Genomic DNA, 23,981 nt, shown 5'->3' on the forward strand with positions numbered 1-23,981 from the left:
GTGGTGACGGGGGAGGGCAACGGCCCGGTCAACGCCCTCGACCAGGCGCTGCGCTCGGCCATCGAGCAGGCCTATCCCGAGATCGCGAAGTTCGAGCTGATCGACTTCAAGGTCCGCATCCTCGACCAGGGCCACGGCACCGACGCCATCACCCGGGTGCTCATCGAGACCACCGACGGTGCGTCCTCGTGGGTCACCGTCGGCGTCGGCGCGAACGTGATCGAGGCGTCGTGGGAGGCGCTCGCCGACAGCCTCACCTACGGCCTGCTGCGGCACCACCTGGCCTGACCGGCAGGTCGCTGGGCTGCGCTGGGCGCTGGGCGCTGGGCGCTGGGACTGGGTTGCGGTGCGGCTCCCCGCTGCGCGGGGACGTCATACGTTGCGGGGGTCGGAGGCCACGGTTCGTATGACGTCCGCGGAGCCGCGCAGCGCAGACGGGGGAGGTGATGACGTCCCGGGGGAGCAGGAGTCCTCAGTCGGCCCCGCGGACGACCCGCCGGGCCAGGTCGGTCCAGCCGGCGACGACCTGCTCCTCGCTCATCCCACCGTGCTCGATCTGCTGGCGCAGCACCGGCACGCCGAGGGGCGCGACCAGGGCCGTGGCGAGATAGGCGAGGTCGCCCCGCACGCCGAGCTGGGACAACAGCGTCCGCACGTGCAGCGACACGAACCCGAGCACGGCGTAGTTCTCGCCCCACGTGCTCCCCGCCGCCTCGATCAGGGCGGCCTGCTCGCGGTGGTGCCGGAGCCGGGACGTCCCGAAGGCCAGCAGCCTCTCCATCGGCGGCGCGCCCGGACCGAGCGGCGGGGGACCGCTGATCACGCTGGCCTGCCACTCCTCCTCGCGGTGGTTGAGCAGTGCGGCCATCAGCCCCTCGCGGCTGCCGAAGCGCCGGAACACCGTGCCCTTGCCCACGCCCGCCCGCGCGGCGACCGCCTCGGTGGTGAGGTCGTCGACCCCGCAGGCCTCGATCAGCTCGGCCGCCGCCTGCAGGAGCGCCTCCCGGTTGCGCGCGGCGTCGCGTCGTACGACGGGCGCGGTCGCGAGCAGCGGGAGATCCTTGGACATGGCGAGCCCACTCTAGGTCGAGAGTGGACGACGAAACTCCCGCCGACCTCGGGAATGAAAGCGGACCACGGTCCGTTTCGACCTTCATGACTGACACCAACACCACCCGCGTCGCTGTCCTCGTCGGCTCCCTGCGCGCCGACTCCCTCAACCGCAAGCTCGCCGAGCTGCTGCGCGACGAGGCGCCGGCCGGCGTCACGCTCGACATCATCGACGGCCTCGGCGAGGTTCCGTTCTACAACGAGGACCTCGACGGCGAGAGCGCCCCGGCCGCCGCGGTCGCGCTGCGCGAGCGCGTCGCCGCCGCCGACCGTGTGCTCGCGGTCACCCCCGAGTACAACGGCACCATGCCTGCCGTCCTCAACAACGCGATCGACTGGATCTCGCGGCCGTACGGCGCGGGCGCGGTCGTCGGCAAGCCGTTCGGCGTGATCGGCGCGACCCCGACGCCGTACGGCGGCAAGTGGGCCCACGGCGACACCGCCCGCTCGGCCGGCATCGCCGGCGCGATCGTGGTCGAGGACGTCACGGTCTCGCAGCCGGCGGTTGACGTCGACCCCACGACGGACCCCGACGTCCGCGCCAAGCTGCTCGCCGCGCTCGGCACGCTGGTGGACTTCGCTCCGGAGGCCTCCGCCGCCTGAGCCTGCACGGCCCCCATCGCCGCTGCCGCACACCTCCGGGTGTGCGGCAGCGCTGGTTTTGGTGTGCGTTCGTTATCAGTAACACGGTGTGACAACAAGAGTTGATCTTCTGGTGACCATTTGGCTGGATGGTTCCGGCGGAGCTCGGGCCCGCTGTCATCTCATCCCCCCCTGCTCCCAGGAGAAGCTCCATGACGCCGTTCCCGTCCCGCCGTGCCCGCGCCCGGCTGACCGCCCTCGCCGCCGCCCTCCTGGTCCCGGCCGCCACCCTCGTGCCGTCCGCCCAGGCGGCCGAGGAGCCGCACCCGTTCGAGGTGTTCCGCAACTGCCCCGCCGCGCAGATGCTCGCCGTGGCCGACGACGCCTCCACCTCGTGCGTGACCGCCGTCGTCACCGGCGGCACCTTCGTGATCGGCAAGGGCACGGTGCCGGTGACGGCCGACTCGGTCCTCTCGCTGGGCATGGCGAGCATCGACGGGAAGGACAAGACCTTCGGCGTCGAGGGCAAGGTGTTCACCTCCGGCCCGATGCAGGTGCCCGGGGGCCTGCTCGGCGTGCCGGGCCTCGAGCGGATCCTGCCCGGCCTCACCGATGTCACGGCGACCGTCGAGCTCGCCACCACCGAGCTGCCCGAGGTCGACATCCTGGCCTCGATCTACGGCGGCGAGGTGGTCGCCCTGCCGATCAAGATCCGGCTCAAGAACGCTCTGCTCGGCAACCGGTGCTCCATCGGGTCGAACGCCGACCCGATCGTGCTGCACCTGACCACCGACCGGGCCGGGTCCTTCGAGTTCGTCCCCGTGGGCGAGTCCGGGAGCCTGATCCGCGCCACCGGTGGTGTGGTCGTCGACCGGTCCTTCGCCGTCCCGGCCGCCACCGGCTGCGGCGTCGGTGGACTGCTCAACGGTGTCGTCAACGCCCGTCAGGGCCTGCCGTCGCCGGCGGGCAGCAACAGCGCGGTCCTCGAGCAGGAGGCCTACCTCGGCGGCCCCGCCTCGCAGGTGCTCGCCTTCCAGCAGGGGTAGAGGTCTAGGGTCGGGTCGTGGCCGAACTCCACGACCTGACCGCCCTCGAGCAGGGGGCGCTGATCCGTGCCGGCGAGATCAGCCCCGTCGAGCTCACCGAGCACTACCTCGAGCGCGCCGCGCGTCTCCCGCAGGAGTACGTCGACGGCGCGTTCGCCTTCCGTGACCCCGACGGCGCGCGGCGCCGGGCCCGCGAGGTCGCCGCCGTCGGGCCGGTGGGCGACGGCGCGTCCCCGCTGGCCGGCGTACCGACCGCCATCAAGGACCTCAACCTCACCCGTGGAGTGCCGACGGCGTTCGGCTCGGCGGCGTTCACCGGCTACGTGCCCGAGGTCTCCGACGCCGTCACGCTGGCGGTCGAGGACGCGGGCATGGTGAGCCTCGGCAAGACGAGCACCCCCGAGTTCGGCTCGCCCTGCTACACCGAGCCCGAGGGGCGCCCGCCCGCGGTGACGCCGTGGGACACGACGCGGATGGCCGGCGGGTCCTCCGGAGGTGCGGCCTCCGCCGTCGCGGCCGGCCTGGTGCCGCTCGCGCAGGGCTCGGACGGAGGCGGCTCGATCCGCATCCCCGCCTCGTGCTGCGGGCTGGTGGGCCTCAAGCCGACCCGCGGTCGGGTCAGCGGGTTCCCGGTGTACGGCGACCCGATCGGACTGGCCGTCTCCGGACCGATCGCCCGCACGGTCGCCGATGCGGCCGCACTGCTCGACGTCCTCGCCGGGCGCCGCGCGGGCGACCCCGCGTGGGCGCCCGAGCCCTCCGGGACCTTCCTGGCGGCCACCGACCGGGAGCCTGGCCGGCTGCGGATCGCCTGCTTCGACACCCCCGTCATCGCCGAGGCGGAGGTGCACCCGGACGTCCAGCGGGCGTACGACGACGCCACCCGCCTGCTCGCCTCCCTGGGCCACGCGGTCGAGGACGTCCCGGTCCCGCTGCCGCCCGAGTCGGTCGCCGTGTTCGAGACCTGCTGGGCGGTGCTCACCGCGCTCTCGACCGTGCCCCTTGCCTCCGAGAAGCGCGACCGCATCCGCCCGCTGACCCGGTGGCTGGGCGAGCGCGGCGAGGCGGTGACCGGGCCGGAGTTCGGGCTGGCGATCGGGGCGATGCGCCGCTACGCCTCCGACGCGCTGGTCGCGCTGGCGCCGTACGACATCGTGCTCACACCCACCCTCGCCACCCCGCCGCTGCTGGTCGGTGCGCTGCGCGACGACGCCGACCCGGCGGCCGACTTCGAGGCGCAGAAGCGGTTCACGCCGTGGACCTCGGCGTGGAACGTCACCGGCATGCCGGCGATCTCGCTGCCGCTCCACCACACCCCCGAGGGCCTCCCCGTCGGGATCATGCTCGCCGCGCGTCCGGCCGAGGAGGAGCTGCTCCTCTCACTGGCTGCGCAGGTCGAGGCCGCGGCGCCGTGGAGGGACCGCCACCCGCCCCTCTGGTGACCGCCGAGGTGCCACGCTCGTACCCCCGAGGTGTCGATCGAGGACCCCCGAAGTGCCAGTGCAGGACTGTCCAGGTGCCAGAAAAGGCCCGGCAGTACCGGCCTGGCACCTCGCGGGTCCCAGCCTGGCACCTCGGCGGTACCGGCCTGGCACCTCGGCGGTACCGGCCTGGCACCTCGCGGGTCCTAGCCTGGCACCTCGTCGAACCAGGTGGGGACGGCGGAGCTGAAGTCTGCGGGGGACAGGGAGCCGGCGCGGTCGGGGAGGACGGCGAGGACGGGTACGCCGGTGAGGCGGGTCAGGTCCGTGCGGTTGCAGGTCTCCGCGACGCCGGGGTCGGCGGGCCAGGCGCCGATGACCAGGCCCGCGGGCTCGACCTGGACCGCGCGCAGCGCCGTGGTCGTCAGCTCGGTGTGGTTGAGGGTGCCGAGGCCAGCCCGGCAGACCACGACGACCTCGACGGGCGACCCGTCGGCCCGCATCAGCGCGAAGGTGAGGTCGCGGGCGATGTCGAGGAGGGTGCCGCCCTCGGCGTCGAGGCGGACCAGGAGGCCGCCGGCTCCCTCGACGATGACGAGGTCGTATCCCGCCTCAGGCGTCAGCTGCTCCCGGATCCGGGCGACGTGCTCGCGCACGGTCGGGATCGCGACCCCCTGGCGGCGGGCGGCGGTGTCCGGGGCGAGCGGCTCGTCCAGCGCGACGAACTGCACCGTGTCCACGCCGGCCAGGCGCGCGACCGTTTCCACGTCGGGGACATCCGGGTCGCTGCCACCGATCCCGGTCTGCACCGGCTTGACCACGAGCACCCGCTCGCCGGACGCCGCCGCGCGCGCGGCGAGGGCGGCGGTGGCGATGGTCTTGCCGACGCCGGTGTCGGTCCCGGTCACGACGACCACACGCGTCACTGGTGCTCCTTCACGAGGTCGACGAGCACCCGGACCGCACGCTCCCAGTCGTCCTCCTGGACGCCGGCGGTGACGGTGATCCGCAGCCGTGAGATGCCGTCGGGCACGGACGGCGGGCGGAAGCAGCCGACGCGCAGGCCAGCCTCGAGCGCGGCGGCCTGGGCAGCGACCGCCGCCTGTGGGGAGGACATCGGCACCGACAGCACCGCGCCGGCGGGGGCGACCACGCCGAGCGTGTCGGCGAGGGCGACGACACGGCGCCGGACCACCTCGCCCAGCTCGGGTCGCGCGCGGACCGCTCGCAGCGCGGCGAGCGCGCCCGCGGTCGGCGCCGGGGCCAGCCCGGTGTCGAAGATGAAGGGCCGCGCGCGGTTGACGAGGTGCTCGCGCAGGGCGGGGGGGCCGAGCACGGCCCCGCCCTGGGCGCCCAGTGCCTTCGACAGGGTCGCCGTGACGATCACGTTCGGACGCCCGGCGAGCCCGAGCGTCGCCACGAGGCCCGGCCCGTGCACGCCCACGCCGTGCGCCTCGTCGACGACCAGGAGGGCGTCGTACTCCTCGCAGAGCACGACCAGGTCCGCCAGCGGCGCGGCGTCGCCGAGCACGGAGTAGACCGACTCGACGAGCACCATCGCCCGCTCGCCGGCCTCGGCGGCGGCCGCCAGCCCGGCGCGGACGGCGTCCACGTCGCTGTGCGGTACGACGCTCAGCCGGGCCCGCGAGAGCCGGACGCCGTCGACCAGGGAGGCGTGGACGTGCGCGTCCGAGAGCACCCGGGTCGTGCGGTCCGCGAGGGCGGTGACGACGGCCAGGTTCGCGTGGTAGCCGGTGGAGAGGACCAGTGCCGCAGGCTGCTGGAGGTAGGCAGCGAGCTCGGTCTCCAGCTCGGCGTGCAGCTCGAACGTTCCGGTGACCAGCCGCGACGCGCTGGCGCTGGATCCCCACCGCAGCGCGGCGTCCGCCGCCGCACGGCGCACCTCCGGATCGCGGGCCAGGCCGAGGTAGTCGTTGCCGGCGAGGTCGATGGCCGGGTCGTCGGCGGCCCGGGCGCGCAGCCGACGGGTCAGGCCCGCGTCCTCACGCTTCGCCGCCTCGTCGGCCAGCCACCGCTCCCAGACGCTCATCCCGCCTCCACCGCCGCCCGGATCCCGCCGACGAGCCGGTCCAGCTCGTCGTCCTCGATGACGTACGGCGGCATCGCGTAGACGAGATCGCGGAACGGCCTCAGCCACACGCCCGCCGCGAGCGCCGCCTCGGTCGCGGCGACCACGTCGACCGAGTGGTCGAGCTGGACCACCCCCACGGCGCCGATGGTCCGCACGTCGGTCACCCCGGGCAGCTCACGCAGAGGAGCCAGGCCGGTCGCGAGCCGGTCGCCGATGCGCCGTACGTCGCCCTGCCAGTCGCCGCCCAGCAGCAGGTCGATCGACGCGCTCGCCACGGCGCAGGCCAGCGGGTTGCCCATGAACGTCGGGCCGTGCATGACGACGCCGGCCTCGCTGCCGGAGATCCCGCGGGCGACGGCGTCCGTTGTCAGGACGGCGGCCAGGGTGAGGTAGCCGCCGGTCAGCGCCTTGCCCAGACACAGGATGTCGGGGGTCACCAGCTCGCTGACGAAGAGGTGGCCGGTGCGGCCGAAGCCGGTCGCGATCTCGTCGAAGACCAGCAGCAGGCCGTGCTCGTCGGCGACCTCGCGCAGCACCCGGAGGCATGCGGGCGGGTACGGCCACATCCCGCCGGCGCCCTGGAGCAGCGGCTCGACGATGATGCCGGCGAGCTCGTGGTGGTACTGGTCCGCGATGTGCCGCAGGGTCGTCGCCCACGCCGCGACCTCAGCGGAGCCGGAGCCGGCTCGGGGTGGTTGCGGCGCGAAGACCTGCTGCGGCAGCAGCCCTGCCCACATCGCGTGCATGCCGCCGACCGGGTCGGTGACGCTCATGCAGTCGAAGGTGTCGCCGTGGTAGCCGCCGCGGACGGTCAACATCCGCGTGCGGTCGGGACGCCCGATCCCGCGCTGGTACTGCAGCACCATCTTCATCGCGACCTCGACGCTCACCGATCCCGAGTCGGCGAGGAAGACCCGCTCCAACGGCTCGGGTGTGATCTCGACCAGCCGCCGCCCCAGCCCGATCGCAGGCTCGTGGGTGAGGCCCCCGAACATCACGTGACTGAACCGGCCCGCCTGCTCGGTGACCGCTGCGTCGAGCACCGGGTGCCGGTAGCCGTGGATGGCCGACCACCACGACGCCATCCCGTCGACGACCCACGCGCCGTCGACCTCGAGACGGCAGCCCCGCGCCCCGCTGACCAGCCGCACCGGCGTCGGCTCGGTCATCGAGGTGTAGGGGTGCCACAGGTGCTCGCGGTCGAACGCGAGCGGGTCGGCGGCGACGACGGTGGTCATGGCTCGGCTCAGGCGTTCGCCGGGACCGCGGTGCCCGCGCCCCGGGTCCGGATCTGCGGACCGCAGGTGCCGCCCGCCGTGTCGCCGGACGCGCATCCGCCGCACGAGTCGCCGCACGAGTCGCCGCAGCCGTGCGCCGCCGCGGGCCGGTCGTGCGAGGCGATCAGCTCGTCGAAGGCGTCCGCGTCGAGGCCGAGGATGGTGAACCCGTTGTCGCGCAGCATCTCCAGGTCGGCCTTGGCGTCCTGCCCCTCGGAGGTGAGGTAGTCGCCGAGGAAGATCGAGTTGGCCACCTGCAGCGCGGTGGCCTGCAGGGTGCGCAGGTGCATCTCGCGCCCGCCCGCGATCCGGATCTCCTTGTCGGGGCACACGAAGCGCGCCATCGTCAGGATCTTCACGCAGCGGAGGGGGGAGAGCTCCCAGGTGTTCTGGTACGGCGTGCCGTCGAAGGGCATCAGGAAGTTGACCGGGATCGAGTCGGTGTCGAGCGCCTTGAGGGCGAAGAGCGCCTCGACCAGCTGCTCGTCGGTCTCGCCGAGACCGGCGATCAGCCCCGAGCACGGCGAGAGGCCGGCGTCCTTGGCCTTGCCGATCGTGTCGATCCGGTCGTCGTAGGTGTGGGTCTGGACGATGTTGTCGTGGTGGGACTCGGCGGTGTTGATGTTGTGGTTGTAGGCGTCGACACCGGCCGCCTTGAGCCGCGCGGCCTGCCCGTCCTTGAGCAGTCCGAGACACGCGCAGACCTCGACGCCGTCGTACTCGTCCTTGAGCGCCTCGGTCATCTCGACGACCTTGTCGATGTCGCGCTCGGACGGTCCGCGGCCCGACGACACCATGCAGACCCGGGTCGCGCCGCCGCGCAGTCCGGCGCCCGCCTGCTTGAGCGTCTCCTCCTTGGAGAGCCAGGAGTACTTCAGGATCGGCGCCTGCGAGCCCAGGGCCTGGGAGCAGTAGTTGCAGTTCTCGGGGCACAGGCCGGACTTGAGGTTGACCAGGTAGTTCACCTTGACGGTGTTGCCGAAGTACGCGCGGCGCAGCCGACCGGCGGCGGCGACCACGCCCATCAGCTCGCTGTCCGGAGCCTGGAGCACGGCGAGCGCGTCGGCCTCCGTGGCGGCGCCGCCCCCGAGGATCCGGGTGGCCAGCTCGTCGAAGTTCGTGGTGGTCATGGTGCTCCTCGTGCGGTCCTAGGTCCGAACTGAACAGTGTTCAGGTCGCTCAGGATAGCCGGGATCCCGCCGGGCGTCGAGGGATCGCCCGAGGGATCACCTGAGGATCACCCGAGGGATCAGTCGTCGCCCAGGCCCCGAGCGTGCAGGGCGTCCCCGGTGGCGCGCGCGTGCGCGACGACCCGGATGACCAGCGGCGTGAGGTAGGCGCGCGGGTCGCGCTCGAGCCCGCGGGCCCGCGCGGCGTCGCGGGTCTCACCGGCGATCGCCAGCGTGAGCGGGATGCCGCGGATCATCAGCGAGAACGCCAGCGCGACCAGCTCCGGGTTGACGCCGAAGCGGCGCAACGGCGTCAGCCAGCGGGTGATCGCGTCGACCATCCGCTCGACGGACGTGGTCGTGGTGAACACGGTGGCCAGGAGCAGGAGCGCGACCAGGGCGCCGACGACCACGAACGCGTGCTCGGCGCCGCGCTGCCAGGTCTGGTACGCCGCCAGCAGGGTCATCGCGACGAGCACCCCGCGCAGCGCCCGGGCCGCCCGCCCGAGCGGGACGCCGGCCACGGCGCAGCACGCGACCGCCAGCGCCAGCAGACCCGCTGTCGTGCCCACGCCGCGGAAGGCCACGGCGACCACGCTCAGCACCAGCAGCCCGAGCAGCTTGGCGCCGACCGGCAGTCGGTGGAACACCGACGTGCCCGGCCGGTAGTCGCCGAGCGGGCCGGAGCTCATCCCGCGCTCGCGCGGTAGTGGTCGACGACCTCGCCCGGCGCGCCGTCGGCGACCACGGCGCCGTCCTCGACGAGCAGCGCCCGGTCGCAGCGCAGTGCCAGGTCGAGGTCGTGGGTGGCCAGCACCAGCTGCTGGGGGAGGCCGAGCAGCAGGTCCCCGATCATCCGGGCGTTGCGCAGGTCCAGCAGCGTCGTCGGCTCGTCGGCGACGAGGATCGCGGGCTCGGTGGCGAGCACGCCCGCGAGCGCGAGCAGCTGGCGCTGGCCGCCGGAGAGGGTGTGCACGCTGCGGTCGGCCAGCTCGTCGAGGCCGTACGACGCCAGCACCGCCTTGGCGGCCGCAGTCCGCTCCTCGCGCCCGCGCACCTGGTGCCGCAGCGAGAGGGCGACGTCCTCGACCACGGTGGGCATCACGAGCTGTGCGCTGGGATCGGTGAACACGAAGCCGACCCGGCGTCGTACCTCACGACCCTTCTTCGCCACGTCGAGGCCGTCGACGGTGACCCGGCCGGAGGTGGGCTCGACCAGGCCGTTGACGAGCCGGGCCAGCGTGGACTTGCCCGAGCCGTTGGGTCCGATCAGCGCGATCCGCTGCTCGGTCAGCTCGAGCGAGGTCTCCCGCAGGATCGTGACCTCGGGGCTCGGGCCGCCCGGCGTCGCGGCGCGGACGACGACCCGGTCGAGCTCGATCCGGCTCACGCCGCGGAGGTCTCCTCGACCTCGGTGGAGTGCCTGCGGCCGGCGAGGTCGGGGAAGGCCCGGTGCACGGCGGTGGCGACGAGCGCCATCACGACGTTCTTGGCGATGTCGCCGGGGAAGTAGGCGGCGTCGATGCTGAACGCCTCCTTCAGGCCGAGGTCGGCGCGCCAGGCGAGGTTGAGCGGGCCGAGGGTGTGCACGACGAGGAAGCTGCTCAGCAGTCCGCAGGTGAACACGAACGCGAACTGCGTCGCGCCGCGGCGGTTGCGGTAGACCAGGAACCCGCACAGGGCGGCCGCGATCGGGAACGCGACGAGATAGCCGGCGGTGACGCCGGTGTAGTGCGAGATGCCGGACGCGCCGCCGGAGTAGATCGGGAGCACCAGGCCGGCGACGAGGTAGAGCGTCACCGACAGGAAGCCGCGCACCGGGCCGAGCGCCGCGCCGGTGAGGAGCACGCCGAAGGTCTGCAGCGAGTACGGCACACCGATGCCGGTCTTGATGTCCGGCAGGATGGCGCACACCGCGATGAGTGCGGCGAAGCCGGCGATCAGGGCGACGTCGGTGGTGGGGGTACGGCGGTTCATCGGGATCACTCTCGGTCCGGGGGAGCGCGCCGACAAGCGCACTTGAACGGTGTTCAGGTTAGGCTGGTCGCGGCACCGAGGTCAAAGCAGGAGTGAAAGCAGGAGGAGGGCGGCGTGCGCTACCGGAGGGACGACGTGGTCGCCCGGGCGATCGAGGTGCTCGACGCCCACGGGCTCGACGCGCTGTCCATGCGCCGCCTCGCCGGCGACCTCGGCGTCCAACCCGGCGCGCTCTACCACCACTTCACCAACAAGGACGAGCTGCTCGCGGCCATCGCCGACGAGATCCTGCGCCGCGGTCGCCGGCCCGCGGAGATCATGGCCTGGGACGCCGAGCTGCAACTGCTCGCCCTCGGCCTGCGCGACGCCATGCGCCGGCACCGCGACGGCGCCGTCCTCATCGCCCGGGTCCATCGCGCCGACGCCGAGGCGCTCGAGCGTCCCCTGCGCTCGGCCCTCGAACGCGCCGGCGCCGACGACGACCTCGCCCGGGTCGGCGCGCGCACGCTCCTGCGCTTCGTCCTCTCCCACGAGGACGACGCCGACGCGGACTTCGCCCTCGGCTCGGGCCTGCTGCTCGACGGCCTGCGCGAGCGGCTCAGGGCGCCGAGGTGAAGGTGATGGACTCCGGTGTCGCCGGGGCGCTGTCGAACTCGTCGGTCGTGCATCCCCAGCAGTTCTGCTGGACGACGACGCGGTGGTCGGCGACGTCGAGGACCCACCAGCGGCCGAGGTAGGGCGCCGGCCCGCTGACGGCGGTGCTGGGCCTGCTGGGAAGCTGGACGGCCCCGCGCTCGCACGGTGCGGCGTTGTAGGTGCTCGGGATGCGGGCCTCGAGATAGAAGCCCTCCGCGCCGCCGAGCTCGACGGGACGGGGTCGTGACACCTCGTAGACCGGCAGGCTGACCAGCGCACGGACGAGGTCGTCGACGGTCGGCCCCGCCGGTTCGATCACCTGGTCGGTGCACGGGTCGCGGGGCACGCCGTACCTCCGTCCCGCGACCTCGGTCTTGAGCACGAAGCTCCTCGTGGCGAGGAACAGCCCGTCGTCGTGGGCGGTCGAGCCTTGGGGGAGGTCGACCTCGAAGGCGAGGGAGTCGCTGATCGCGACGCGGTAACGCCCGGCGTCGACGTCGACGGCGCTCTCGCCGGGGTCGGGGTGCGGCAGGGCGCTCACCGGCGCATCGCTGGGGGAGGGTGGGGGAGCCTGCGCGGGCCGGATCTCGTCGTCGGCAGCGATGGACAACACGACGCCCCCGCCGGCGAGGACCAGGCACGCGAGCGCGCCGGCGGCGACCGCCGTGCGGCGCTGTCGCCGACGTGCCGTTCGTGCCAACGCCTCGAAGTCCGGCGGCACGACGTGCTGCGTCATCTCCCTGAGCTGCTCCCAGTCAGCCATGGCTCGGCTCCTCCCTCTCCGCCAGCAGCTCGCCGAGGCGTTGGCGTCCCCTGCCCAGTCGCGACTTCACCGTGCCCTGCGGCACGCCGAGCTGGTCGGCGATCTCCGCCACCGACAGGTCCGCGAGGTGGTGGAGCACCACCACCTCCCGCTGAGCCGGGTCGAGGTGCGCGAGCGCGTCGACCAGCGCGACGTGCTCGGGACCCACCCCGGCCGCCGGCTCGGGCCCGCGATCCAGGCCCTGGTGGCGACGTACGACGGCGAGATGGCGCCAGCCGCGGTGCAGCCGGCGCAGGGCCACGGTCCGCAGCCACGCCTCGGGGTTGTCGACCGAGCGGAACGTCCACTGCTTGCGGAGCGCGGTGATGAAGGCCTCCTGCACGGCGTCCTCCGCGTCGGCGAGGTCCCCGCAGATCGCGTACATCTGGACGACCAGGCGGCGGTACGACGCGGCGTACAGTCTGTCGATCCCCGGTGCCCCACGGCCGGTGTCCATCAGCACCTCCGTCATGTCGCTCGTCCACCGTCCCGCATCAGGAGCCCGGTGTGAAGGTGATGCTCTGGGTGGTGTGGGTGTCGGTGTCGAACTCGTCGCGGGTGCAGCCCCAGCAGTTCTGCTGGACGACGACCCGTCGGCCGTCCACGTCGAGGACCCACCACCGGCCGAGGTAGGGAGCCGGCCCGCTCACGGCCGTCTCGGGATTGCTGGGCAGTTGGACGGCTCCGCCGGTGCAGCTCGCGTCGTCGTAGGTGCGCGCGAGCCGGACCTCGAGGTAGGCGCCGTCGGCGCCGCCGAGCTGGGTCGCCCGGGGCGGCGACACCTCGTAGGCAGGCAGGTCGGAGAGCGCCGCGACGAGGTCCTCGACGGTGGTCCCTGTGGGTTCGATGACCTGGTCGGTGCAGGGGTCGCGGGGGACGCCGTACTGGTCGCCGGCGAGCTCCGTCTTGAGGACGAAGCTCGGGGTGGCGAGGAAGAGGCCGTCGTCGTGGGCGGTGGTGCCGGCGGGGAGGTCGACGTCGAACGAGAGGGTGTCGTCGAGGGCGATGTGGTAGCGACCGGGGTCGAGGTCGACGGAGGTCTCGCCCGCCGCACGCTCCGGCAAGGCCAGCACACCGTCGGGGAGGACGGCTTCCTCGGTCGGGGTCGCCGCCGCCGACGAGCTGTCCGGTGCCGTGGCAGGCACGTCGTCGTCGGAGCAGGCCGCGATCAACGGCAGCAGTGCCGCGACAGCCGCCGCGCGGGTCGCGATCGTTCGTGGTGACATGGCGGTCTCCTCGTCGATGGCGGAGGGCGCCGAGTCGCCCCTGACACTGCCACGAGGTCCAGCGCGGCCCGCAGGTTCCCGACCCCGCCGAGTCTTTACCCGGGACGAGGCGGGTACGGCACGCGTTAAGGTCCTGGAAACATCGGGGAGGCAGAGTGGACGACATGGGACCCAAGAAGCAGACGCCCGTGACGGTCGTGCTGTTCGGCGCGACGGGCGACCTCGCTCGCCGCAAGCTGCTGCCCGGTCTGCTGCACCTGTTCGAGACCGGCCTGCTCCCGCAGCTGCAGATCGTCGGAACGTCGCTCGACGACTACACGACCGAGTCGTTCGTGCAGTTCGTGCACGAGGCGGTCCTCGAGTTCTCCGGGGACGACGGGGACATGGCGGCGTGGCCGGAGTTCTCGAAGCTGCTGCACTGGGCGCCCGGTGCGGAGGGGCCGGCGGGCCTGCGCTCCGCGGTCGAGAAGGCCGAGTCCGAGTGGTCGGGCGACCGTGTGCGCCTCCACTACCTCAGCGTGCCGCCGAAGGCGGCGCTGTCGGTCGTCAAGACGCTCGACGACGCCGGCCTGGCCGCTGGCAGCCGGATCATCATGGAGAAGCCGTTCGGCGTCGATCTCGCGTCCGCGAAGACGCTGAACGCCGAGCTGCACGAGACCTTCGACGAGTCGCAGATCTACCGGATCGACCATTTCCTCGGGAAGGAGGCGGCCCAGAACATCCTCGCCTTCCGCTTCGCCAACGGCCTCTTCGAGCCGATCTGGCACCGCAACAACATCGACCACGTGCAGATCGACGTGCCCGAGGAGCTGGGGCTCGAGCAGCGCGCCGACTTCTACGAGTCGACCGGCGCCTACAAGGACATGGTCGTCACCCACCTGTTCCAGGTCCTCGCCTTCACCGCGATGGAGCCGCCGACCTCGCTGCACCCCGACGCCATCCGCGAGGAGAAGAACAAGGTCTTCCGCTCGATGATGCCGATCGACCCGGCCAACGTGGTGCGGGGGCAGTACCAGGGCTACCGCGACATCGACGGCGTCGCCCCCGAGTCCGAGACCGAGACCTTCATCGCCCTCAAGTGCTTCATCGACAACTGGCGCTGGGCCGGCGTTCCGTTCTACCTGCGCACGGGCAAGCGGATGGCCGAGGGCGCGCGGATCATCTCCATCGCGTTCAAGGAGCCGCCGCGCTCGATGTTCCCGAAGAACTCCGGCGTGGGTGACCACGGCCCCGACCATCTCACCTTCGACCTGGCCGACAAGGCGAAGATGTCGCTGTCGTTCTACGGCAAGCGTCCCGGGCCGGGGATGAGGCTCGACAAGCTCTCCATGCAGTTCGCCATGACCGACACGACCTGGGCAGGCTCGGTGCTCGAGGCCTACGAGCGGCTGATCTACGACGCCGCCCGCGGCGACCAGCCCCTGTTCACCTCCGCCGACGGCATCGAGCGGCTGTGGGAGATCTCGGCGCCGCTGCTCGACAACCCGCCCGTGGTCCGGCCGTACCGGCAGGGCAGCTGGGGGCCCAACCAGATCCACCAGCTCGTCGCGCCGTACTCCTGGCGGCTGCCGTTCGAGCGGCAGTGGCGCGACCCCAACGCGCTCGGCGGCTAGCCACTAGTCGATGAGCCCGGCCTCGCGCGCGAGCCGGACGGCGTGCACGCGGTTGCTCGCGTGCAGCTTGCGCATGGCGTTCTTCAGGTAGGACTTGACGGTGCTCTCGACCAGGCCGAGCGAGGCCGCGACCTCGCGGTTGCTCTGGCCCAGAGCCACCTGGGCCAGCACGTCGATCTCGCGGGCGGCCAGGCCCGTCGGCGCGGCGGGCGTACGACGCGAGCCCGGCCCGGCGGCGGGGGAGCGGCCCTGCTCGACCCGGCTGCGGACCTCCTCGAGACGGGCGCGCAGCGCGTCGTCCTGCACGAGGGAGGCCAGGTCGGCCAGCTCGTCGGAGATGTCGCGCAGGTCGGCCCGGGTCAGCTGCACCGCGGGCTGGGGTGTCGGCGCGGGGTCGCGGGTCAGCCCGCGCAGGCCGGCGACGCGGCGGCGCACCTCGTCGTCGACGGCGATCTCCCGCTCGAGGCGCCGCACCAGCGGCGCGAACGCGTCGTACCAGACGTCGCCGAGCACGACCTGTGCCCGGTGCCCGAGATAGACGACCATCCGCGGCACCCGGTCCACCACGATCGGCAGCGCCGTCACGGTCTCGAGCTGCTCGGCGCGCACCGGGCCGTCGTACTGGTGGGTGATGCCGCGGGCGTCGTAGTAGTTGGTCACCGACACCGGCCGCCCCATCAGGAGCGCCTTGCCTCCCAGGCCGAAGCCCGAGCGGACCCGCAGGCCCTGCAGGGCGCGGGTCTGTGCGCTGTGCAGGGAGGTGATGTGGAGGGCGGTCCCGCTGTCGACGACAGGCCCGCCGAACGCCATGTCGCTGTGGCCGGTCGCCCGGAAGGCGGCGAGCGTGCGCAGCAGTCGGCCGCCGTCGGTCGGCGCCTCCTGGACGAGCTCGGGGGACATGGATCCACGGTAGGTGACTGCGGTCACAGGCGGCAACGAGCGCACCCTCCTTGGGAGGTAGTCCCTCCTTCGAGGGGTTCGGTGGGGATGTGGCCCGGCTCACACTCCGGCGATCGACCGAACCCCGAGGAGTGGATTCCATGTCCGAACGACCGACCCCGATGCGGCGCGTCGCCTTCGCGAGCTGCGCCGGCACGACCATCGAGTTCTACGACTTCTTCATCTACGGGACCGCGGCCGCGCTGGTGTTCCCGACGGTGTTCTTCCCGGCGCTGGGGGACTCCGCCGCGAGCGTGGCCTCCTTCGCCACCTTCGCGGTGGCGTTCATCGCGCGGCCGCTGGGCGCGATCGGCTTCGGGCACTTCGGCGACCGGCTCGGCCGCAAGAGGACGCTGATCAGCACGCTGCTGCTCATGGGCGCGGCGACCGTCGCGATCGGCCTGCTCCCCGGCGCCGCGACGATCGGCGTCGCCGCGCCGATCCTGTTGGTGACGCTGCGCTTCCTGCAGGGCCTGGCCGTCGGCGGCGAGTGGGCGGGCGCGACCCTGCTCGCGGCGGAGTACGCCCCGGCCCACAAGCGCGGCCTGTACGGCGCCTTCCCGCAGATGGGCCCCGCCCTCGCCTTCGCCCTGTCCAGCGGCACCTTCCTCCTCGTCAACCGCGTCGTCGGCGACACCAGCCCGGCCTTCCTGGACTGGGGCTGGCGCGTCCCGTTCATCGCGAGCGCGCTGCTCGTGGTGGTCGGCCTCTACGTCCGGCTGAAGGTCGAGGAGACCCCGATGTTCCAGGAGAACGCCCGCACCCGCGCCTCCACGCAGGGCCCGCTCGCCTCGGCGCTGCGCCACCAGTGGAAGGAGATCGTCCTCGGCGGTGGCTCGCTCGCCATGCTGTTCGCGTTCTTCTACGTCGGCACGGCCTTCCTGACGTCGTACGGCGCCACCACGCTCGGGCTGTCCCGCGCGACCGTGCTCACCATCGGCGTCGCCGCCGCGTTCGTGTTCGGCTCGATCACGCTGCTGTCGGCTGTCTTCAGCGACCGGATCGGCCGCAAGAAGGTCGTTCTCGGCTCGTGCATCGTCGCGGTCCCGTGGGGCTTCGCGCTGTTCCCGATCCTCGACCACGGCACGACCGCGGCGTTCGCGATCGGCCTGTTCGGCACGCTCGCGATCTTCGCGATCTCCTACGGTCCGGCGGGCGCGATGCTGCCTGAGATGTTCCGCACCGAATACCGCTACACCGGCGCCGGCATGGCCTACAACCTCGCCGGCGTGATCGGCGGCGGCACCGCGCCGTATCTCGCCTCCGACTTCGCGGAGGCCGGGAACACGTCGGCGATCGGCTGGATGCTCGCCGCCTTCGCACTCGGCAGCGTGGTGTGCGTGCTGCTCATGCCGGAGACCCGGCACCGGGCGATGAGCCGGGCCGCTCAGGCCGAGGCGGAGACCCTCGCGGCGGTGAACGTGTAGTCGTCGAGCGGGAAGCGGGTGGCCTCGCGTGCGGCGCTCAACGTCGAGGTCGGGCGCAGCAGCACCGCCTCCCCGTGCTGGTTGAAGTAGTAGCTCCGGGCGGTGGCGCAGCTGCCGGCGTTGAACACGGAGTTGTCGAGGAGGCCGGTCATCCGGTCCAGGAACCGGTCGTTGGCCTCCTCGGTGACCTCCACGACGTCGGCGCTGCGCTCCCGCATCGCGGCCAGGACCCGCCCCAGGTGGGCCATCTGGGTCTCGATCGTCGTGAAGTAGGACAGACCGGAGTACGAGTAGGGGCTGTTGAGCGAGAAGAGGTTCGGGAACCTCGGGATCGTGATGCCCTCGTAGGCGCAGAACCGGTTGTCCCGCCACCACTTCCCGAGGTCGCGGCCCTCGCGGCCGACGATCCGGATCGCCGGGAAGTTCGCCTCCCACAGGTTGAAGCCGGTCGCGAGGACGAGGACGTCGAGGTCGACCCGGTTGCCGTCGGCGGTGACGATGCCCTGCGCGTCGACGTGGTCGATGCCCGTCGTCTCGAGGTCGACGTGCGGCTTGGCGAACGTCGGGTAGTAGTCGTTGGAGAACGTCGGCCGCTTGCAGCCGAAGTCGTAGTCGGGCGTGAGCCTCGCCCGCAGCTGCGGGTCCTCGACCTGTCGCCGGAGGTGGGCCTCGCACACCCGCTTGCCGACCGCGTTCGCCCATGGCAGGTCGCGGAAGTGCAGGACGCCGGCGACCATCATCACCTCGAGGATCGAGGTTCGGACCAGGCGCGCGGCCCGCTGCGTCAGCGGCACCTTCGCGAACGCTCGGCGCACGATGGCCGGCACCGGTCCGTCCAGCTTGGGGCTCACGTAGATCGGCGTGCGCTGGTAGACGGTGAGGTGGTCGGCCACCTTCGCCAGCTCGGGGATCAGCTGGACGGCGGTCGCGCCGGTGCCGATGATGCCGACGCGCCTGCCCGCGAGCTCGACGTCGTCGTCCCACCGGGTCGTGTGGATGACCGTGCCCCGGAAGTCCTCGATGCCGGCGATGTCCGGCAGCCTGGGCTGGGAGAGGAAGCCGGTCGCCGTCAGGAGGAAGCGGCCGCGGACGACCTCGCCGCCCTCGATCCTGACCTCCCACGCCGAGTTCTCCTCGTCCCACCGGGCTTCCTCCACGACGGCGCCGAAGCGCATGTGGCGGCGCAGGTCGTACTTGTCGGCGACGTGCTCGGCGTACCTCTTCAGCTCGGCGCCGGGCGCGAACAGCCGCGACCAGTGCGGGTTCGGCTCGAAGGAGTAGGAGTACGTCGAGCTCGGGATGTCGACCGCCAGGCCGGGGTAGCGGTTGACGTGCCAGGTGCCGCCGAGGTCGTCCTCGCGCTCGAGGATCACCAGATCGTCGTACCCCTGGCGGTGGAGCTCGATCGCGGCCCCCATGCCTCCGAAGCCCGCGCCGACGATGACGGCGTCGTGACAGTGGCCGTCGGCGGGGTTGCTCATCGCGCGGTCCTCTCGATCGCGGCCTTCTGACCGGACCAATGGGCGTCGGGTCAGTCCCCGACGATCGGGTGGTTCGCGGCCGGACCTGCGGGGATGAGGCGTGGACCCTCGGGGCCGAACGCGTCGGCGGGCTCGGGGAAGATCCGCAGCGCCGCCAGGTAGAGCACAGCGGCGAGGCCCAGGCTGACCGGGATGCTCAGGTCGATGCCGTCGGCGTGGTCGCCGAACCAGCCGACGAACTGGCCGGGCAGGTTGACGAAGGTCAGGCCGACGCCCGCCGAGACCAGCCACGAGCCCATGGCGCGCCAGTTCCATCCGTGCGCGAACCAGTAGCGGCCGCCGTGCTGCCGTCGGTTGAAGACCTGCAGCGAGTCGGAGTCGTACCACCCGCGGCGGGTGTACCAGCCGAGCATCATGACGACCATCCAAGGCGCGGTGCACACCACGATCAGGACCGCGAAGGTGCTGATGCTGGTCACCACGTCCACCGCGAAGCGGCCGACGAAGATGAACGCGATCGCGAAGACGCCGATGAACGTCGTGGCCTGCACCCGGTTGAAGCGAGGAAAGACGCTGGAGAAGTCGAGGCCGGTGCCGTAGAGCGACGTCGTCCCGGTCGACAGGCCACCGATGACCGCGATCGCGCACACGGGCAGCATGAACCACCCGGGAGAGATGGCGAGCAGGCCTCCGGCGTAGTTGCCGGCTGCGAAGAGGTCCGGCTGGGCCGTCGCGACGATGGTCGCGGTGGTCAGGCCGAACAGGAACGGGATCAGGGTGGCGAGCTGCGCCGCGAACGCGGCGCCCATCAGCTTGCTCGAGGACGTGCCCCGAGGGATGTAGCGCGACCAGTCGCCGAGGAACGCGCCGAACGAGACGGGGTTGGACATCACGATGAGCACGGCGCCGACGAACGCGGGCCAGAACAGGCCCTGCGTCGCCGCGTCCGCGTCCGGGCCGAACGCCCCGGCGTACCCGGCGTCGAAGTCGCCGGCGAAGGCGACGATGCCGAGCACGAACAGCAGGGTCGTCGCGACGACGGCGATCTTGTTGACCAGCAGCATGAAGCGGAATCCGTAGATGCACACGACCAGCACCAGGACCGCGAACAGGCCGTAGCCGAAGCCGAGGCTGACGTCGTTCTCGGGGATCTTGATGGCCCGGTGCGCCGCACCGATGAGCATGTCGCCGGAGGACCACACCGAGATCGAGAAGAACGCCAGCGCGGTCAGCAGGGACAGGAAGGACCCGACGATCCGGCCGTGCACGCCCAGGTGGGCCGAGGAGGAGACCGCGTTGTTGGTGCCGTTGCGCGGGCCGAACAGCGCCATCGGCGCCAGCAGCGTGGCGCCCAGCGTCAGGCCGATCAGGATCGACGCGAAGCCCTGCCAGAACGACAGGCCGAAGACGATCGGGAAGGTGCCGAGAACCACCGTCGCGAACGTGTTGGCGCCGCCGAAGATCAGGCGGAAGAGGTCCAGAGGAGAGGCGGAGCGTTCGTGATCGGGGATCGGCGCGATGCCGTTGACTTCGATCGCCGTCACCGGCGGGGGTGGCGCGGGGGCGGCAGTGGGGTGCGGCTCGTTCGTCTCGGTGGTCATGGTCGCCTCACTCGGGAGTGGTGGAGAGGTGCTCGTGGACGGCGAGGAGGCCGTCGGGACCGTCGGTGAACACGATCGTCTCGCGCTCGGTGTACGTCTCCTCCGCAGCGCCGGTGGCGGGCCGAAGGGTGGTGCGGACGGTGTGGGTGAAGATGGCGCTCTCCCCGAGGAGTTGCACGTTGCGGTCACTGCTGGCGCAGTCGATGACCTTCCAGCCGACGGCGAGCCAGTCGGCCCACAGCGCCTGGTAGGCAGCCCGGTCGTCGAGGCGAGCGGGCTCCGCGTGGAAGCAGAACGTCGCGTCCGGCCGGAAGCAGGCGAAGTAGGCCGTGGTGTCGGTCGCAGCGAAGGCGGCCACGAGGCGGTCTGCGGCATCGAGCACCGCGGCCTCGGTCAGAGTGTCGGGCAAGGTCTCCTCCTGGGCCGGCGCAACGATCGGTCGGCCGACGCTACGGCCCAGCGCAGGCGTATGACAACGCCCGGCTCCCGGACTTTCCCGAGATTGTTCCTCGCCACGACCTACGGGTGCGCCGACCTGGCAGCACCACGAGGTCGTCAAGGAGTCGTACGACGCCTGGGGCTCACGCTGGGACTGCCGCCGACACGGTGAGCAGCCGCTCGCACTCCTCGATCAACCGCGCCCGCAGCGGGGCACCCCGCTCGCTGAACCCGCGCTGCGCCTCGACGTACTCCGCCTTGCCCTCGGCCGTCTCGATCCGCACCGGCTCGAAGCCCAGGTCGGCGAGGTCGTACGGCGCCGCGCGCATGTCGAGCGTGCGGATGTCCCAGGCGAGCTCGAAGCAGTCCGCCACCAGGTCGGAGCAGATCAGGGGCGAGAGCCGGAAGGCGTGCTTGTAGAGGTCCATGCCGGCGTGCAGGCAGCCGGGCTGCTCGAACGCGGGACGGTCGTCGCGGCCGGGGCTGAGCGTGTTCAGCGGACGCGCCGGGGGAGTGAAGAAGCGGTAGGCGTCGAAGTGGGAGCAGGCGATCCGATGGCCCTCGACGACCTCGTCGGTGCCGGTGGGGCCGAGGCGCAGCGGCCAGGCGGCGTGCCGGGTCTCGTCCTCGGCGAGGCGGTAGACCATGGCCCACTCGTGCAGGCCGAAGCAGCCGAAGTGGGGGGCACGGCCGGCGGTCGCGGTGAGCAGATCGTGGGTCGAGGAGATCAGGGGTCGTTGCGAGGCGAGGTACGACGCAGCGACGGTCGCTCCGCCGTCGTCAGCGATCGTGTAGCCCTTGAGACCGTCGAGCTCCGAGCCCGGGGACACGACGACTCCGAAGCCCGGGTGCCAGCGGCGCAGCTGGGCGGCTCGGTAGGAGTAGTAGGTGAACAGGAAGTCGAAGACCGGGTGCTTCACGGCGGCCCGGCGTCGGGCGAGGTGCGGGGCGACGTAGCGGTCGATGCGCGCGGCATGGTCGTCGGCGCGCTGACGCCAGTCCTGCGCGCTCACGACTGCCACCTGCGCATTCACGACGAGCAAGCGTAGGTCGATAGGCTCGCCGGGTGCGCATCGTCAGATTCACGGCAGGCGAGGACCCGTCGTACGGCGTCCTCACGGGCGAGCTCGACGACTACGGCCAGCCGGCCGAGGACGCGATCGTCGTCGCCCTCGCCGGCGACCCGCTCTATGTCGGGATCAAGCTGCTCGACCGGGAGCACCGGCTCGAGGACATCCGCCTGCTGGCGCCGGTCCTGCCCCGCAGCAAGGTGGTCGGCATCGGCCGCAACTACGCCGCGCACGCGGCCGAGCTCGGCAACGACGTCCCCTCCGAGCCGCTGATGTTCCTCAAGCCCAACACCAGCGTGATCGGGCCGGGCGACGCGATCCTCTACCCGCGCCAGTCCCAGGAGGTGCACTACGAGGGCGAGCTCGCCGTCGTCATCGGGCGCATCTGCCGCGACGTCCCGGCCGAGAAGGCCACCGACGTGATCCACGGCTACACCCTCGCCAACGACGTGACCGCGCGCGACCTGCAACGCGCCGACGGCCAGTTCACGCGGGCCAAGGGCTTCGACACCTTCTGCCCGCTCGGGCCGTGGATCGAGACCGACCTCGATCCCCACGACTTCAGCGAGGGCCGGCGGGTGCAGACCTTCCTCAACGGCGATGTCGTCCAGGACGGTACGACGGCCGACATGGTCTTCGACGTGCCCGCCCTGATCGCCCACGTCTCCAGCGTGATGACGCTGCTGCCCGGAGACGTCATCCTCACCGGCACCCCCGAGGGTGTCGGTCCCCTGCAGGTCGGCGACGAGGTCGAGATCTCGATCGACGGCCTCGGAACCCTCACGAACAAGGTGGAAGCACGCGCATGAGCAACATCAGCACGCCGGTCCGCGTCCGGATGGCGCCGTCCCCGACCGGCAGCCCGCACGTGGGACTGGTCCGCACGGCACTGTTCAACTGGGCCTTCGCGCGCCACCACGGCGGCACCTTCGTCTTCCGCATCGAGGACACCGACAAGGAGCGCAGCACCGACGAGTCCCTGTCCTCGATCATCGACCTGATGCGCTGGCTCGGCCTCGACTGGGACGAGGGCCCCGAGGTCGGCGGCCCGCACGCGCCCTACAAGCAGAGCGAGCGCGGTGACCTGTACGCCGACGCGCTGGCCCGGCTCAAGGAGAGCAGCCGCACCTACGACTGCTACTGCACCAACGACGAGGCGGCCGCGCGCCGCAAGGCCGCCGGCTCCAAGGTGCAGGGCTACGACGGCTTCTGCCGCGACCTCTCGGCCGAGCAGGTGGCGGCCTTCGAGGCCGAGGGCCGCAAGCCGGTCGTCCGCTTCCGCATGCCCGACGGCTCGATCACCTGGAACGACCTGGTGCGTGGCGAGGTGAGCTTCGAGACCGAGTTCGTCCCCGACTTCGCGCTGTGCCGTGCCAACGGCGACCCGCTCTACACGCTGGTCAACCCGGTCGACGACGCCCTCATGGAGATCACCCACGTGCTCCGCGGCGAGGACCTGCTGTCCTCCACGCCGCGACAGATCGCCCTCTACGAGGCGCTCAAGGAGATCGGCATCGCCAAGGCGACGCCGGAGTTCGGGCACCTTCCCTACGTGATGGGCGAGGGCAACAAGAAGCTCTCCAAGCGCGACCCCGAGGCGCATGCGCTGGCCTACCGTGACCAGGGCTACCTGCCCGAGGGCCTGCTCAACTATCTCGCCCTGCTCGGCTGGGCGATCGCCGCGGACCGCGACATCTTCAGCCTGGAGGAGATGGTGGAGGCGTTCGACATCGCCGACGTCGTCGCCAACCCGGCGCGCTTCGACATCAAGAAGTGCGACGCGATCAACACCGCCCACCTGCGACTGCTCTCGATCGACGAGATCACCCACCGGGCGCTGCCGTTCCTCAAGCGTGACGGCGTCGTGAGCGACCCGGTGAGCGATGCCGACGCGCAGCTGCTCGAGCTGGCGATGCCGCTGGTGGCCGAGCGGATCAACAAGCTGACCGAGGCCAGCTCGATGCTCGGCTTCCTGTTCGTGGACGAGGACGCCTTCGAGGTCGACGCCGAGGACGCGGCCAAGCAGATCGGCGAGGCCGGCATCCCCGTCCTGCAGGCGTCGTACGACGCCCTC

At 71.9% G+C, this 23,981-nt stretch carries 25 protein-coding genes; 9 read left to right on the top strand and 16 right to left on the bottom strand.

Translation table 11 applies throughout. The features are described 5' to 3' along the window. Window positions 1-288: alpha-isopropylmalate synthase regulatory domain-containing protein (locus FHP29_RS22585; protein ID WP_275669430.1), on the top strand; the 288-nt coding region annotated here is incomplete at its 5' end. Window positions 289-472: 184 nt separating this feature from the next. Here the strand turns inward: FHP29_RS22585 and FHP29_RS07440 are convergent. Then, a complete protein-coding gene (locus tag FHP29_RS07440) occupies window positions 473-1,069 on the bottom strand; it encodes a TetR/AcrR family transcriptional regulator (RefSeq protein WP_139622223.1) in 597 nt (198 codons plus the stop codon). Window positions 1,070-1,155: 86 nt separating this feature from the next. On the opposite strand from FHP29_RS07440, the gene FHP29_RS07445 reads away from it, so the two are divergent. From FHP29_RS07445 to FHP29_RS07455, 3 genes are all read left to right on the top strand, one after another. After that, complete coding sequence (locus FHP29_RS07445; RefSeq protein WP_139622224.1) at window positions 1,156-1,713, top strand: NAD(P)H-dependent oxidoreductase; 558 nt, start codon at window positions 1,156-1,158, stop codon at window positions 1,711-1,713. Window positions 1,714-1,904: 191 nt separating this feature from the next. Beyond that, on the top strand, window positions 1,905-2,738 hold the full coding sequence (locus tag FHP29_RS07450; protein ID WP_139622225.1) for a hypothetical protein: 834 nt from the start codon (window positions 1,905-1,907) through the stop codon (window positions 2,736-2,738). 17 nt (window positions 2,739-2,755) lie between these two features. Further along, window positions 2,756-4,180: an amidase gene (locus FHP29_RS07455; protein WP_139622226.1), complete on the top strand. Its 1,425-nt coding sequence runs from the start codon at window positions 2,756-2,758 to the stop codon at window positions 4,178-4,180. A 185-nt stretch (window positions 4,181-4,365) separates the two neighbouring features. On the opposite strand, the gene bioD is transcribed toward FHP29_RS07455, so the two are convergent. The 7 genes from bioD to FHP29_RS07490 form a co-directional block, all read right to left on the bottom strand. Further along, window positions 4,366-5,085: a dethiobiotin synthase gene (gene bioD / locus FHP29_RS07460; protein ID WP_139622227.1), complete on the bottom strand. Its 720-nt coding sequence runs from the start codon at window positions 5,083-5,085 to the stop codon at window positions 4,366-4,368. After that, window positions 5,082-6,209 carry an 8-amino-7-oxononanoate synthase gene (locus FHP29_RS07465; protein WP_139622228.1) on the bottom strand — a complete coding sequence of 376 codons (1,128 nt, stop codon included), beginning with the start codon at window positions 6,207-6,209 and terminating at the stop codon, window positions 5,082-5,084. The genes bioD and FHP29_RS07465 overlap by 4 nt, the downstream gene beginning before the upstream one ends. Continuing rightward, window positions 6,206-7,489 (bottom strand): adenosylmethionine--8-amino-7-oxononanoate transaminase, encoded by a 1,284-nt coding sequence (gene bioA / locus FHP29_RS07470; RefSeq protein ID WP_139622229.1) that lies wholly within the window; start codon window positions 7,487-7,489, stop codon window positions 6,206-6,208. The genes FHP29_RS07465 and bioA overlap by 4 nt, the downstream gene beginning before the upstream one ends. A gap of 8 nt (window positions 7,490-7,497) precedes the next feature. Beyond that, window positions 7,498-8,658, bottom strand: coding sequence for a biotin synthase BioB (gene bioB / locus FHP29_RS07475; RefSeq protein WP_139622230.1), 1,161 nt, complete (start codon window positions 8,656-8,658; stop codon window positions 7,498-7,500). Between the two features lie 119 nt (window positions 8,659-8,777). After that, window positions 8,778-9,389 carry a CbiQ family ECF transporter T component gene (locus FHP29_RS07480; RefSeq protein WP_139622231.1) on the bottom strand — a complete coding sequence of 204 codons (612 nt, stop codon included), beginning with the start codon at window positions 9,387-9,389 and terminating at the stop codon, window positions 8,778-8,780. Continuing rightward, a complete protein-coding gene (locus FHP29_RS07485; protein WP_139622232.1) occupies window positions 9,386-10,087 on the bottom strand; it encodes an energy-coupling factor ABC transporter ATP-binding protein in 702 nt (233 codons plus the stop codon). Before FHP29_RS07485 ends, FHP29_RS07480 begins: the two co-directional genes overlap by 4 nt. Further along, complete coding sequence (locus FHP29_RS07490) at window positions 10,084-10,674, bottom strand: biotin transporter BioY (protein ID WP_139622233.1); 591 nt, start codon at window positions 10,672-10,674, stop codon at window positions 10,084-10,086. The genes FHP29_RS07485 and FHP29_RS07490 overlap by 4 nt, the downstream gene beginning before the upstream one ends. Window positions 10,675-10,788: 114 nt before the next feature. Here FHP29_RS07490 and FHP29_RS07495 point away from each other — a divergent pair, with 114 nt between their 5' ends. Continuing rightward, a complete protein-coding gene (locus tag FHP29_RS07495) occupies window positions 10,789-11,289 on the top strand; it encodes a TetR family transcriptional regulator (RefSeq protein ID WP_139622234.1) in 501 nt (166 codons plus the stop codon). Here FHP29_RS07495 and FHP29_RS07500 read toward each other — a convergent pair. The 3 genes from FHP29_RS07500 to FHP29_RS21630 are packed head-to-tail and all read right to left on the bottom strand — an operon-like array spanning window position 11,273 to window position 13,338. Then, window positions 11,273-12,073, bottom strand: coding sequence for a hypothetical protein (locus FHP29_RS07500; RefSeq protein WP_139622235.1), 801 nt, complete (start codon window positions 12,071-12,073; stop codon window positions 11,273-11,275). The two genes, FHP29_RS07495 and FHP29_RS07500, sit on opposite strands and share 17 nt — an antisense overlap. Next, a complete protein-coding gene (locus FHP29_RS07505) occupies window positions 12,066-12,584 on the bottom strand; it encodes an RNA polymerase sigma factor (RefSeq protein WP_240044374.1) in 519 nt (172 codons plus the stop codon). Before FHP29_RS07505 ends, FHP29_RS07500 begins: the two co-directional genes overlap by 8 nt. A 22-nt stretch (window positions 12,585-12,606) precedes the next feature. Continuing rightward, window positions 12,607-13,338 carry a hypothetical protein gene (locus FHP29_RS21630; RefSeq protein WP_158296508.1) on the bottom strand — a complete coding sequence of 244 codons (732 nt, stop codon included), beginning with the start codon at window positions 13,336-13,338 and terminating at the stop codon, window positions 12,607-12,609. Window positions 13,339-13,502: 164 nt separating this feature from the next. Here FHP29_RS21630 and zwf point away from each other — a divergent pair, with 164 nt between their 5' ends. Next, a complete protein-coding gene (gene zwf, locus FHP29_RS07515; RefSeq protein WP_139622236.1) occupies window positions 13,503-14,951 on the top strand; it encodes a glucose-6-phosphate dehydrogenase in 1,449 nt (482 codons plus the stop codon). Window positions 14,952-14,954: 3 nt separating this feature from the next. On the opposite strand, the gene FHP29_RS07520 is transcribed toward zwf, so the two are convergent. Further along, entirely contained in the window at window positions 14,955-15,851 is an 897-nt protein-coding gene (locus FHP29_RS07520) for a helix-turn-helix transcriptional regulator (RefSeq protein ID WP_139622237.1), read from the bottom strand. A gap of 140 nt (window positions 15,852-15,991) precedes the next feature. Between FHP29_RS07520 and FHP29_RS07525 the strand changes: the two genes are divergently transcribed. Next, window positions 15,992-17,317, top strand: coding sequence for an MFS transporter (locus FHP29_RS07525; protein ID WP_139622238.1), 1,326 nt, complete (start codon window positions 15,992-15,994; stop codon window positions 17,315-17,317). On the opposite strand, the gene FHP29_RS07530 is transcribed toward FHP29_RS07525, so the two are convergent. The 4 genes from FHP29_RS07530 to FHP29_RS07545 all read right to left on the bottom strand — a co-directional run bounded on the left by FHP29_RS07530 (window position 17,278) and on the right by FHP29_RS07545 (window position 21,850). Continuing rightward, a complete protein-coding gene (locus FHP29_RS07530) occupies window positions 17,278-18,798 on the bottom strand; it encodes a flavin-containing monooxygenase (RefSeq protein ID WP_139622239.1) in 1,521 nt (506 codons plus the stop codon). The two genes, FHP29_RS07525 and FHP29_RS07530, sit on opposite strands and share 40 nt — an antisense overlap. Before the next feature lie 50 nt (window positions 18,799-18,848). Continuing rightward, on the bottom strand, window positions 18,849-20,399 hold the full coding sequence (locus FHP29_RS07535; protein WP_139622240.1) for a purine-cytosine permease family protein: 1,551 nt from the start codon (window positions 20,397-20,399) through the stop codon (window positions 18,849-18,851). A 7-nt stretch (window positions 20,400-20,406) separates the two neighbouring features. Continuing rightward, a complete protein-coding gene (locus tag FHP29_RS07540; RefSeq protein ID WP_139622241.1) occupies window positions 20,407-20,808 on the bottom strand; it encodes a YybH family protein in 402 nt (133 codons plus the stop codon). Window positions 20,809-20,980: 172 nt separating this feature from the next. Beyond that, window positions 20,981-21,850 (bottom strand): 3-methyladenine DNA glycosylase, encoded by an 870-nt coding sequence (locus FHP29_RS07545; protein WP_240044375.1) that lies wholly within the window; start codon window positions 21,848-21,850, stop codon window positions 20,981-20,983. Window positions 21,851-21,903: 53 nt separating this feature from the next. Between FHP29_RS07545 and FHP29_RS07550 the strand changes: the two genes are divergently transcribed. Together FHP29_RS07550 and gltX are read left to right on the top strand one after the other, a co-directional pair. Further along, window positions 21,904-22,716, top strand: coding sequence for a fumarylacetoacetate hydrolase family protein (locus tag FHP29_RS07550; protein ID WP_139622243.1), 813 nt, complete (start codon window positions 21,904-21,906; stop codon window positions 22,714-22,716). After that, window positions 22,713-23,981: glutamate--tRNA ligase (gene gltX / locus FHP29_RS07555; RefSeq protein WP_240044376.1), on the top strand; the 1,269-nt coding region annotated here is incomplete at its 3' end. The genes FHP29_RS07550 and gltX, both read left to right, overlap by 4 nt.

The organism is Nocardioides albidus (assembly GCF_006335005.1).
GTDB lineage: Bacteria > Actinomycetota > Actinomycetes > Propionibacteriales > Nocardioidaceae > Nocardioides > Nocardioides albidus.

Bases quoted from the DNA above. Each gene is read 5' to 3' on its own strand.
- FHP29_RS07440 (WP_139622223.1), bottom strand. From the start codon at position 1,069: ATGTCCAAGGATCTCCCGCTGCTCGCGACCGCGCCCGTCGTACGACGC.
- FHP29_RS07445 (WP_139622224.1), top strand. From the start codon at position 1,156: ATGACTGACACCAACACCACCCGCGTCGCTGTCCTCGTCGGCTCCCTG.
- FHP29_RS07450 (WP_139622225.1), top strand. From the start codon at position 1,905: ATGACGCCGTTCCCGTCCCGCCGTGCCCGCGCCCGGCTGACCGCCCTC.
- FHP29_RS07465 (WP_139622228.1), bottom strand. From the start codon at position 6,209: ATGAGCGTCTGGGAGCGGTGGCTGGCCGACGAGGCGGCGAAGCGTGAG.
- bioA (WP_139622229.1), bottom strand. From the start codon at position 7,489: ATGACCACCGTCGTCGCCGCCGACCCGCTCGCGTTCGACCGCGAGCAC.
- bioB (WP_139622230.1), bottom strand. From the start codon at position 8,658: ATGACCACCACGAACTTCGACGAGCTGGCCACCCGGATCCTCGGGGGC.
- FHP29_RS07480 (WP_139622231.1), bottom strand. From the start codon at position 9,389: ATGAGCTCCGGCCCGCTCGGCGACTACCGGCCGGGCACGTCGGTGTTC.
- FHP29_RS07490 (WP_139622233.1), bottom strand. From the start codon at position 10,674: ATGAACCGCCGTACCCCCACCACCGACGTCGCCCTGATCGCCGGCTTC.
- FHP29_RS07500 (WP_139622235.1), bottom strand. From the start codon at position 12,073: ATGGCTGACTGGGAGCAGCTCAGGGAGATGACGCAGCACGTCGTGCCG.
- FHP29_RS07505 (WP_240044374.1), bottom strand. From the start codon at position 12,584: ATGACGGAGGTGCTGATGGACACCGGCCGTGGGGCACCGGGGATCGAC.
- FHP29_RS21630 (WP_158296508.1), bottom strand. From the start codon at position 13,338: ATGTCACCACGAACGATCGCGACCCGCGCGGCGGCTGTCGCGGCACTG.
- zwf (WP_139622236.1), top strand. From the start codon at position 13,503: ATGGGACCCAAGAAGCAGACGCCCGTGACGGTCGTGCTGTTCGGCGCG.
- FHP29_RS07520 (WP_139622237.1), bottom strand. From the start codon at position 15,851: ATGTCCCCCGAGCTCGTCCAGGAGGCGCCGACCGACGGCGGCCGACTG.
- FHP29_RS07525 (WP_139622238.1), top strand. From the start codon at position 15,992: ATGTCCGAACGACCGACCCCGATGCGGCGCGTCGCCTTCGCGAGCTGC.
- FHP29_RS07530 (WP_139622239.1), bottom strand. From the start codon at position 18,798: ATGAGCAACCCCGCCGACGGCCACTGTCACGACGCCGTCATCGTCGGC.
- FHP29_RS07535 (WP_139622240.1), bottom strand. From the start codon at position 20,399: ATGACCACCGAGACGAACGAGCCGCACCCCACTGCCGCCCCCGCGCCA.